Source organism: Mycobacterium sp. E2497, from assembly GCF_001668695.1.
Classification (GTDB): domain Bacteria; phylum Actinomycetota; class Actinomycetes; order Mycobacteriales; family Mycobacteriaceae; genus Mycobacterium.
In genome coordinates this window covers 1-10,292 of record NZ_LZKD01000157.1, presented here as the reverse complement: position 1 = coordinate 10,292, position 10,292 = coordinate 1, and the positions used below count along the sequence as shown (strand labels likewise).

General features: G+C 69.3%; 9 protein-coding genes and 1 pseudogene. 4 read left to right on the top strand and 6 right to left on the bottom strand.

The annotated features are described in order from the left end of the window. The coding region (locus A5713_RS14600; protein ID WP_156751889.1) for an AI-2E family transporter at nt 1-334 on the bottom strand (334 nt) is incomplete at its 3' end. Nucleotides 335-502: 168 nt separating this feature from the next. On the opposite strand from A5713_RS14600, the gene A5713_RS14595 reads away from it, so the two are divergent. Further along, nucleotides 503-1,672 (top strand): TIGR00374 family protein, encoded by a 1,170-nt coding sequence (locus A5713_RS14595; RefSeq protein WP_068096485.1) that lies wholly within the window; start codon nt 503-505, stop codon nt 1,670-1,672. Here A5713_RS14595 and A5713_RS14590 read toward each other — a convergent pair. Beyond that, nucleotides 1,669-2,202 carry a hemophore gene (locus A5713_RS14590; protein ID WP_067918933.1) on the bottom strand — a complete coding sequence of 178 codons (534 nt, stop codon included), beginning with the start codon at nt 2,200-2,202 and terminating at the stop codon, nt 1,669-1,671. The genes A5713_RS14595 and A5713_RS14590 overlap by 4 nt on opposite strands. A 328-nt stretch (nt 2,203-2,530) precedes the next feature. On the opposite strand from A5713_RS14590, the gene A5713_RS14585 reads away from it, so the two are divergent. Both A5713_RS14585 and A5713_RS14580 read left to right on the top strand, forming a co-directional pair. Continuing rightward, nucleotides 2,531-5,560: an MMPL family transporter gene (locus tag A5713_RS14585; protein ID WP_068096483.1), complete on the top strand. Its 3,030-nt coding sequence runs from the start codon at nt 2,531-2,533 to the stop codon at nt 5,558-5,560. After that, the gene (locus A5713_RS14580) at nt 5,557-6,078 is read left to right on the top strand and encodes a hypothetical protein (protein ID WP_068096482.1); all 522 of its coding nucleotides are present in this window, start codon (nt 5,557-5,559) and stop codon (nt 6,076-6,078) included. Before A5713_RS14585 ends, A5713_RS14580 begins: the two co-directional genes overlap by 4 nt. A gap of 3 nt (nt 6,079-6,081) precedes the next feature. Here the strand turns inward: A5713_RS14580 and A5713_RS14575 are convergent, their stop codons facing one another. Beyond that, the gene (locus A5713_RS14575; protein WP_067918930.1) at nt 6,082-6,765 is read right to left on the bottom strand and encodes a hypothetical protein; all 684 of its coding nucleotides are present in this window, start codon (nt 6,763-6,765) and stop codon (nt 6,082-6,084) included. Beyond that, nucleotides 6,762-7,427, bottom strand: coding sequence for a hypothetical protein (locus tag A5713_RS14570; RefSeq protein ID WP_068096481.1), 666 nt, complete (start codon nt 7,425-7,427; stop codon nt 6,762-6,764). Before A5713_RS14570 ends, A5713_RS14575 begins: the two co-directional genes overlap by 4 nt. Nucleotides 7,428-7,468: 41 nt before the next feature. Between A5713_RS14570 and A5713_RS14565 the strand changes: the two genes are divergently transcribed. Then, nucleotides 7,469-9,454, top strand: a complete 1,986-nt coding sequence (locus A5713_RS14565; RefSeq protein WP_068096480.1) for a M13 family metallopeptidase — start codon at nt 7,469-7,471, stop codon at nt 9,452-9,454. On the opposite strand, the pseudogene A5713_RS27645 reads toward A5713_RS14565, so the two are convergent. Both A5713_RS27645 and A5713_RS14560 read right to left on the bottom strand, forming a co-directional pair. Continuing rightward, a pseudogene (locus tag A5713_RS27645) lies at nt 9,438-9,731 on the bottom strand (molybdopterin dinucleotide binding domain-containing protein); the annotation flags it as partial. The gene A5713_RS14565 and the pseudogene A5713_RS27645 overlap by 17 nt on opposite strands. Continuing rightward, a partial coding sequence (locus A5713_RS14560) for a L,D-transpeptidase (RefSeq protein ID WP_231980419.1) occupies nt 9,722-10,292 on the bottom strand: 571 nt, incomplete at its 5' end. The gene A5713_RS14560 and the pseudogene A5713_RS27645, both read right to left, overlap by 10 nt.

The following is a 10,292-nucleotide window of genomic DNA, read 5'->3' as shown; positions in this document are numbered from 1 at the left end:
TGCGGGTTACCTGTTCGGTCAGGCCCGGCACGCCGTCGATGAACTGGATGACGACGAACGCGAGGATGCCGCCCAGGATCCCGAACCCGCCCAGCAGCACCAACGTCACCGCCCCGCCGCGGGGCAGGCCGCGCCGGTCGAGCCAGTCCACCACCGGCAGCAGCAGCGCGCTGAGCAGCAGCGCCACCAGCACCGGGACGACGATGACCTCGAGCCTCTTCACCACCCACAGCAGCGCGATCAGCGCGGCGAGGATGATCAGCAAACGCCAGGCCCAGGCTGCGGTCTTACGGACAAGGGGTTCGACCGAAGCGTCGTCGGTGTTTGCCGGCATTGGGTGAGCCTATCCGGCGGGAGGCACCGCCAAACCTGCGAAGACCCGCCCCGACACCGGGCGGGCGGGTGCGGGTCGGCACGATCCGGTTACGACCCCGGAACTTCCAAGACACGGTCGGAGGCGCGCGGCGATCCCCGCGCCACCTGCACCGTTACCCTAAATCACGTGTCGCACGACGCACCCGCCCGCAATCTCGACTTCCCGCGCGAAGAGGCCCCGCGCGGGAAGTACTGGTGGGTCCGATGGGTGATCCTCGGCATCGTCGCGATCGTGCTTGCCGTTGAGGTCGCGCTGGGCTGGCATCAGCTGGCCAAGGCCTGGATGAGCCTGTACGAGGCGAACTGGTGGTGGCTGCTGGCGTCGGTGGTGGCGTCGGCCGCGTCGATGCACAGCTTCGCGCAAATCCAGCGCACGTTGCTCCGATCGGCCGGCGTGCACGTCAAGCAATTGCGGTCCGAGGCCGCCATCTATGCCGCCAACTCACTGAGCACCACGCTGCCCGGGGGGCCGGTGCTGTCGGCGACGTTTTTGCTTCGGCAGCAACGGCTTTGGGGCGCTTCGACGGTGGTGGCGTCGTGGCAGCTGGTGATGGGCGGCGTCCTGCAGGCCGTGGGACTGGCGCTACTGGGGCTGGGCGGGGCGTTCTTCCTCGGCGCGAAGAACAACCCGTTCTCGTTGCTGTTCACCCTGGGCGGCTTCGTCGCGTTGCTGATCCTCGCCCAGGCGGTCGCATCGCGGCCGGAGCTCATCGACGGCATCGGCTGCCGGGTGTTGTCCTGGGTCAACTCCGTCCGGGGCCGGCCCGCCGACGCCGGTCTGGACAGGTGGCGCCAGACGCTGATGCAGCTCGAATCGGTGAGCCTGGGCCGGCGCGACCTGGGGGTGGCGTTCGGCTGGTCGATGTTCAACTGGGTCGCCGACGTGGCCTGCCTCGGCTTCGCGGCGTACGCCGCCGGGGATCACGCGTCGGTCGCCGGGCTCACGGTGGCCTACGCGGCCGCCCGCGCCGTCGGCACGATACCGCTGATGCCGGGCGGGCTGTTGGTGGTGGAGGCGGTGCTGGTGCCCGGGCTGGTGTCCAGCGGCATGTCGTTGCCCAACGCGATCTCGGCCATGTTGATCTACCGGCTGATCAGCTGGTTGCTCATGTCCGCCATCGGCTGGGTGGTGTTCTTCTTCGTGTTCCGCACCGAGAACGTCGCCGTCCCGGATGACGAGGAGGCCGCGCCGGCGGCCGAACCGACGGCGCCTCAGGGCCGGCCCGCCGGCGATCCGACGGAGACCGCCCTGCAGGGCCCGTTGCCGCCCGACCGGACCGCGGAAACCGAAAGCTAGCCGGCGGTGTTGCCGCGCGGCGGACCCGACAGCGGGCTGGCCGGTGCGGCGGGACCCGTGGCGGCCGGCGGGCCGGCCAGCGGCAGCGCCCCCGCCGCGTTGCCCGGCAGGGCGGGCAGGCCACCGGCCGCGCCCTGCGCCTGCTGCATCATGCCCATCGCCTGGGACGGCGAGATCGGCAGCTTGCACTGCAGTGACAGGTTGGTCAGCGGCTGGGCGATCGACGTCATGTCGCCGGCAACCTTGGGGTTGGCCTCGAAGTAGGACTTCAAACCGGTCATCGACTGCGGTCCCGCCTGCTGCTGCAGCATCGAGGTCATCGTCTGGTTGGTCTCCGGGTGCGAGTCCAGGTAGTCGCCCATCGACTTGGACACCGAACCGATCGTCCGAGCGACTTCGCTGGCCGCGCACGGGTCGCCGGCGCCGGTCGCCGGTGGACCCGCCAGGACCGCCAGCGCGGCACCCGGCAGGGTGGCGGCGATCAGGCCGGCGAAGATTCTGCGGCGCCCGGTCGCGGTGCCTCTCGTCATGGAAACTCCTTCACGGTTTGCGACGTCGCGCGCAGCACCGGCGCCTCGCAAACGGCTGCAATAGACGGCCTCAACGATCGCGGAGTTCCCAGGGCCCCGCGGGCCATCCGACATCCTGCCATCGCCGTCGGCGCCCCTGCCAGCCCGCGTGAGCACGTGTGAGGAAAATCCCGCCCGGTAACCGGTTCACAACTACTTGGCAGCGTCTTGGCAACAAGCCCGTCGTTGCAGCTCAGCTGCCAGAAAGCACACATGATCCACAGGCCGCTGCGGTATCCTCGCCAGCACGCGTAAGCGACACACGGGGAGTGGAGAAATCCAGCAGTTAATGATGCGCCTCAGCCGCAGCCTGCGTAAGTACCGCTGGTTGGTCTTCGGCGGCTGGTTGCTGGCTTTGGTTCCGGCGGTCTATCTGGCCCTGACGCAGTCGGGGAACCTGACCGGCGGCGGTTTTGACGTGGCCGGTTCGCAGTCGCTGCTCGTGCACGACCAGCTCGAGGAGCTCTACCACGACCAGGGCTCATCCTCGCTGGCGTTAGTCGCGGCCCCCCGCCCGGACGCCAGCTATTCCGACATCAACGATGCGGTCGCGCTGCTGCGGCGGACCGCCGCCGAGCTACCCGGCGTCTCGGAGGTGCCCAACCCCGCCCAGCGGCCCCCGCAGCCGGACCGACCGTACGTGCTGTCCCTGCGGCTGGATTCGCGGAACACCAGCGACGTGGCCAAGCAGCTGCGCACCAAGGTCGGCGTCAAGGGTGATCAGGCCGGCCAGACCGCGAACGGCCGGGTGCGGTTGTACGTGATCGGGCAGGGCGCGCTGAGCGCCGCGGCGGCGCAGAACACCAAGCACGACATCGCCGCGGCCGAGCGGTGGAACCTGCCGGTGATCCTGATCGTCCTGCTGGCCGTGTTCGGCTCGCTGGCCGCCGCGGCGATCCCCCTCGCCTTGGGCGTCTGCACGGTCGTGGTCACCATGGGCCTGGTCTATCTGCTGTCGGCCTACACGACCATGTCGGTGTTCGTGACGTCGACGGTGTCCATGTTCGGGATCGCGCTCGCGGTCGACTATTCGCTGTTCATTCTGATGCGGTTCCGTGAGGAGCTGCGCTCCGGCCGCGAGCCGCGGGAAGCCGTCGACGCCGCCATGGCCACCTCGGGGCTGGCGGTGGTGCTGTCCGGGGCGACCGTCGTCGCCTCGCTCACCGGGATCTACGTGATCAATACCCCGGCGCTGAAATCCATGGCGACCGGAGCGATTCTGGCCGTCGCCGTCGCGATGCTGACGTCGACCACGTTGACCCCGGCCGCGCTGGCGACGTTCGGCCGGTCGGCCGCCAAGAGGTCGGCCTTGCTGCACTGGTCGCGGGGACCCGAGGGCGGCCAGTCCCGGTTCTGGAACCGCTGGATCGGCTGGGTGATGCGGCGGCCGTGGATCTCGGCGCTGGCGGCGGCGCTGGTGCTGCTGGTCATGGCCGCGCCGGCGTCCTCGATGGTGCTGGGCAACAGCCTGCTGCGCCAGTTCGACTCGGCGCACGAGATCCGTGCCGGAGTGGGCGCCGCGGCCGAGGCACTGGGCCCCGGCGCGCTGGGCCCGATCCGGGTGCTGGTGACCTTCCCGGACGGCGGCGCCGCCTCCCCCGAACACGGCCAGACCATCGTCGCGATCCGGCAACGAATGGCGCAGGCGCCCAACATCGTCTCGGTGGCGCCGCCGCAATTCGCCGAAGACAACGGCAGCGCCCTGCTGTCGGCGGTGTTGTCGGTCGACCCGGAGGACATGCGCGCCCGCGAGACCGTCGGCTGGATGCGCGCGCAGCTGCCCAAGGTGCCCGACCGCGGGACGGCGCGAGTCGACGTCGGCGGCCCGACCGCGCTGATCAAGGACTTCGACGACCAGGTGTCCAAGACCGAGCCGCTGGTACTGGCGATCGTCGCGCTCATCGCGTTCGTGATGTTGCTGGTCTCGGTCCACTCGGTGTTCTTGGCGCTGAAGGGCGTCCTGATGACCTTGCTGTCGGTCGCGGCCGCGTACGGCAGCCTGGTGATGGTGTTCCAGTGGGGCTGGCTGAAGGATCTCGGCTTCGCCCAGATCAGCTCGATCGACAGCACAGTCCCGCCGCTGGTGCTGGCGATGACGTTCGGGTTGTCGATGGACTACGAGATCTTCCTGCTGACCCGCATCCGGGAACGCTTCCTGCACTCCGGCAACACCCGCGACGCGGTGGCCTACGGCGTGAGCACCAGCGCCCGCACCATCACCAGCGCGGCCCTGATCATGATCGCCGTCTTCGTCGGCTTCGCCTTCGCCGGCATGCCGCTGGTCGCCGAGATCGGCGTGGCGTGTGCGGTGGCGATCGCGGTGGACGCCACCGTGGTGCGGCTGGTGCTGGTGCCGGCGCTGATGGCGATGTTCGCCCAGTGGAACTGGTGGCTGCCGCCGTGGCTGTCCCGGGTCCTGCCGTCGGTCGACTTCGACCGGCCGTTGCCCGCGGTCGACCTGGCCGACGTGGTCGTCATCCCCGACGACATATCGGCGCTGACGGCGCCCAACGCCGACCTGCGGATGGTGATCAAGTCGGCGGCCAAGCTCAAGCACCTCGCGCCCGACGCCATCTGCGTGACCGACCCGCTGGCCTTCACCGGCTGCGGCCGCAACGGCAGCCAGCGGCAGGGCACCCTGCTGCAGTCGCCCGACCAGGACCGGGGCCGCGATCCCGGCCAGATTCCGCATCAGGTCAACATCGAGGACGAGAAGGCGGGCGCCGGCGACCGGAAGACCAACGGCCACACCAACGGCGCCTCGGGCGCCAAGAAGCGGGCCTCCGGGCTGACGTCACGCAACGGCATCGCCAAGGCGATCGTCGGGACGGACCGGCCCGTCCACCCGGTCACGTTGTGGCGGGGCCGGCTCTCGGTCGCCATCGACGCGCTGGAGAGCGACACCGACGCCGCGGACCGGCCGGTGTACGAGCGGCTGTGCCCGGTGGAGACCACCCACGTGCAGCTGCCCACGGGAGACCGGTTGCTGGTCCCGACCGGCGCCGAGACGCTGCGCCTCAAGGGCTACCTCATCATGTGCCGTAACAGCCGCCGCGATTACGCCGACTTTGCCGATATGGTTGAAACGTTGGAGCCCGAGACCGCCGCTGTGGTGCTGTCCGGAATGGACAGGTACTACTGTTGTCAGTCGCCCAGGCGGCAGTGGATCGCCAGCCAGTTGGTGCGTCGACTCGCTGATCCCGATCCCTGGGATTTCAACGACGAGCAGGGGTCCGACGCCGACGCCCACTCGGACTGGGAGGAGATCAGGCAGCGCTGCCTGTCGGTGGCCGTGGCGATGCTGGAGGAGGCGAGGTGACGTTGGCACCTGACCGACGCCCCGCGGCGCCGCAGCGGGCAACCGATCCGCGTGGTCGCGACGCCGCGCCCAACCAGGACCTCGACCAGCCGGTGGAGTTCTGGCCGACCTCCGCCATTCGCGCCGCGCTGCAGGGCGGCGACATCGCCACCTGGAAGCGCATCGCCGCCGCGTTGAAGCGCGATCCGTACGGCCGGACCGCGCGCCAGGTCGAAGAGGTGCTCGAGGGCACCCGGCCCTACGGCATCTCCAAGGCGCTGTGGGAGGTGCTGGAACGGGCCCGCACCCACCTGGAGGCCAACGAACGCGCCGAGGTGGCCCGCCACGTGCGCCTGCTGATCGACCGATCGGGCCTGGCGGAGCGGGAGTTCGCCTCCCGCATCGGGGTGGCCGCCGAGGAGCTCACCGCCTATCTGGACGGCAGCACCAGCCCGTCGGCCGCGTTGATGATCCGGATGCGGCGACTGTCGGACCGGTTCGTCAAGGTGAAGTCGGCGCGTTCGGCCGAGTCCAACTGATCGTCACCTGATCGGCAGCACGTCCGCCACCAGCCAGGCGTCGTTGTGCTTGGTCAGCGCCACCCGCAGCGCCGGCGCCGACTGGCTGGGCGGTTGCCCCGGCGTGTTCTGGGTGACCCGCAGGATCACCGCCACGCTGGCCGCCGACGGCCCCAGGGCCTCGACCCCGGCCGACAGGGTGTTGGCCTGCGCGGTGACGTTGTGCTGGGCCAGTTCGGCGCTGGACTTCGCGTACTGCTCCTTGAAGGCGGCGGCGTGCTCCGGGACGATCAGCGCCGTCGCCCGGTCGATGGAGCTGTCCGGTGCTCCCGGGGTGAAGGACGCCATCGCCTCCGCCATCCCCGTGGCAACGCGAACCACGTCGCGGGAGTCGTCCTTGAATTGCCGGTCCGACCGCGTCCAGTGGGTGTATCCGGTGACCACCGCGGCCACCAGCGCCGCCGTGCACAGGAAGACGACGGCCAGCCGCAGGCCCGGCGCGTCGTCGTCGGTTCCGACGCTGACCGAATCGCGGCGCAGCAGCCAGAAATTGACGCCGACGCCCTCGACGATCAGCAGCACCAGCACCGAGCACACCGACACCCACCACAGCGGCCAGCCGAGCACCAGCCCGATCGCCAGCAATGCCGCGATCGCGGCCAGCGGGGCCAGGATGTCGAATGCGACGAGGCGCCAGATGTTTCTCATCGGATCGACTCCAGACCCGAGATCATCAGCTTGCCGTCCACGTTGCACACGTCGAGCCGCAGATTCCAGTGCACCGTCTGCGGTTTGGCGCCGGCGTTCTCGCTGACCGACGTTGCGACCAGCAGCACCGAGTCCATCCGGCTCGCGAACGGCGGCAACTTGGTCGTCACCACGGGCCTCGCTACACCGGGCTGGGTGTCCAGGTCGCGGTGGACGGTCTCGACGGCCACCGCATCGATCCGGCCGGCGCTCTTGGACTGCAGCTTCCCCACCACCTGGCGGTACGGCTGCATGGCGGCGTCGAAGTCGGTGTTGAGTTCGCCGACCGTCCCGTCGTGCAGTCGCTGCAGGCTGCTGTCGACGTTGCCGGTGTTCATGTTGATCAGCACACCCGTCCAGTCCGCGGCGGTCTGCATGACGCGGGTGAGGTAGCGGCGTTCGGCGGTGTCGTCGCGGTGCCCCGACCACAGGAAGAACCCGAAGACGATCGCCGCCACCGAAAGCACACCCAGCACGGCCGACGCGATGCCGTACGGGGAGAACATCGGACCGCCCGCGGTGTCAGGCTCGTCGGAGTCCTCGTCGAGGGCGTCGTCGGGGCCGGCGACTTCCGCCTCCGCCGCTTCCGGGGTCGCTGGCTCGGTTGGCTGGCCGTCGGACATGGCCCGATCGTTGCATCCGACAAAGATGGAAGGATGGCGGGGTGACTGTAGAGGCCATTCGCTCGGGCATCGACCTGAGCCACGTCGACGCCGAGACCCGCCCCCAAGACGACCTGTTCGGCCATGTCAACGGCCGCTGGTTGGCCGAATACGACATACCGGCGGACCGGGCGACCGACGGCGCGTTTCGCCACCTGTTCGACCGCGCCGAAGAGCAGGTGCGCGACCTGATCATCGAGGCCAGCGAGACGGGCGCCGCGCGGGGCAGCGACGAGCAACGCATCGGCGACCTGTACGCCAGCTTCCTGGACGAGGCCGCCATCGAGCGCCGCGGCCTGCGGCCCCTGCTCGACGAGCTGGCCACCATCGACGCGGCCGCCGACACGGACGCCTTGGCCGCGGCGCTGGGTGCGCTGCAGCGCACCGGGGTGGGCGGTGGCGTCGCGCTCTACATCGACACCGACGCCAAGAACTCGGCCCGGTATCTGGTGCACTTCACCCAGTCCGGCATCGGGTTGCCCGACGAGTCCTACTTCCGCGATGAACAGCACGCCGAGGTGCTCGCGGCCTACCCCGGCCACATTGCTCGGATGTTCGGGCTGGTGTACGGCGGCCCGTCCGAAGCGCACGCCGAAACCGCGGCCCGTATCGTCGCGCTGGAGGGCAAGCTGGCGGCCGCGCACTGGGATGTGGTCAAGCGCCGCGACGCCGACCTCAGCTACAACCTGCGGACCTTCGCGGATCTGCAGGCCGAGGGCAAGGGCTTCGACTGGGGCGGCTGGGTGAACGCGTTGGGCGGCACACCGCAGGAGTTGGCGGAAGTCGTTGTGCGCCAACCCGATTACCTCACCGCGTTTGCCACCCTGTGGGCCGGCGGCGACCTGGCGGATTGGAAGGATTGGGCCCGGTGGCGGTTGATCCGCGCCCGCGCTGCCTGGCTGACCGACGAGCTGGTCGCGGCGGACTTCGACTTCTACGGCCGCCTGCTCACCGGGGCCGAGCAGATCCGGGAACGCTGGAAGCGGGCGGTGTCGCTGGTGGAGAGCCTGATGGGCGACGCGGTGGGGAAGCTCTACGTGCAGCGGTATTTCCCGCCAGACGCCAAGGCCCGCATCGACGCGCTGGTCGACAACCTGAAGGCCGCGTACCGCCAGTCCATCAACGAGCTGGAGTGGATGACGCCGCAGACCCGGGAACGGGCGCTGGCCAAGTTGGACAAGTTCGTCGCCAAAGTCGGCTACCCGGCGAAGTGGCGTGACTACTCCAAGCTGGTGATCGACCGCGACGACCTCTACGGCAACTTCCAGCGCGGCTACGCCGTCAACCACGACCGCGAGCTGGCCAAGCTGGGCGGGCCGGTCGACAAGGACGAATGGTTCATGACGCCCCAGACGGTCAACGCCTACTACAACCCCGGGATGAACGAAATCGTCTTTCCCGCAGCCATTCTGCAGCCGCCGTTCTTCGACCCCGAGGCCGACGACGCCGCCAACTATGGCGGGATCGGCGCGGTGATCGGGCACGAGATCGGGCACGGCTTCGACGACCAGGGCGCCAAGTACGACGGCGATGGCAACCTGGTGGACTGGTGGACCGACGCCGACCGCACCGAATTCGGCGCCCGCACCAAGGCTCTCATCGAGCAGTACGACGCATACAACCCCCGCGCGTTGGGCGAGGGCCACCACGTGAACGGCGCGTTCACCGTCGGGGAGAACATCGGCGACCTGGGCGGGTTGTCGATCGCCCTGCTGGCCTACCAGCTGTCGCTCAACGGCCGGCCCGCACCCGTCATCGACGGCCTCACCGGCGTGCAGCGCGTGTTCTACGGCTGGGCCCAGGTGTGGCGCACCAAATCCCGTCAGGCGGAGGCGATCCGGCGATTGGCCACCGATCCCCATTCCCCGCCCGAGTTCCGCTGCAACGGCGTCATCCGCAACATGGACGCCTTCTACGACGCCTTCGAGGTGTCCGAGGACGACGCCTTGTTCCTCGAACCGCAGCGCCGGGTCAGGATCTGGAACTGACGGCTACGTCCACCGGCTCGATCCTGGCGGGCACGTGCTTGTGCCACGGCGTGCCCGCGTAAGGGTCACGCCATTGGGTCGAGGTGAGCGCGTTGGGGGCGACGCCCGGAACCAGGGTATGCCCGTCGCCGTCGACATAGTCGAGCCCAAACCCGTTGGGCAGGGCTGCATGTCCGGCCAGCATGGTCTCGGTGATCTCGACAGTGGCCTCGGCGCTTCCGGCCGCGGTGCTGATGCGGGCCCGGCATCCCTCGACGAGTCCCAGGGCTAGTTCATCCAGTCGGCGGAGCCGTCGTTCTTCTTGTAGTTGCCGCCGCTGGAGTTCTTTACGACGATCGGGTCGCCCGGACCGAAGTTGTCGAAGAACCACTTGGCGTTGGTGGGGCTGATGTTGATGCAGCCGTGGCTGACGTCGCGCTTGCCCTGATCGTCCACCGACCAGGGCGCGCTGTGCACGTAGTCGCCGACGTTGTCGAAGCGGACCGCGTCCTCCACCGTCACCTTGTAGCCGTAGGTCGAGTTGACCGGAACCCCATAGGTCGAGGAGTCCATCACCACCGACGCCTTCTTGTCCTGCACGTAGTAGGTGCCGTTGGGGGTCTGGTGGTTACCGGACGTCATCCCCATCGACATCGGGAAGGTCTTCTCCACGGTGCCATTACGGGTGATGGTCAACTGGTGGGTGGAGTCGTCGGCCGTGGCGATCAGCGTGTCGCCGGTCTGGAAGTTGGTCACGGTGCCGCCGGCGTCGACGGTCACCGCGGTGTGCGCGGCCCGAACCTGGCGTGGGTGCTGGCCGCCTACGGCGCCGCGGGGGTGCTGGCTGTCGGCCTGGTGG

What these genes read in the sequence shown, in the direction of transcription:
- A5713_RS14590 (WP_067918933.1), bottom strand. Translation starts at nt 2,202, where the DNA reads ATGACGAGAGGCACCGCGACCGGGCGCCGCAGAATCTTCGCCGGCCTG.
- A5713_RS14585 (WP_068096483.1), top strand. Translation starts at nt 2,531, where the DNA reads ATGATGCGCCTCAGCCGCAGCCTGCGTAAGTACCGCTGGTTGGTCTTC.
- A5713_RS14575 (WP_067918930.1), bottom strand. Translation starts at nt 6,765, where the DNA reads ATGAGAAACATCTGGCGCCTCGTCGCATTCGACATCCTGGCCCCGCTG.
- A5713_RS14570 (WP_068096481.1), bottom strand. Translation starts at nt 7,427, where the DNA reads ATGTCCGACGGCCAGCCAACCGAGCCAGCGACCCCGGAAGCGGCGGAG.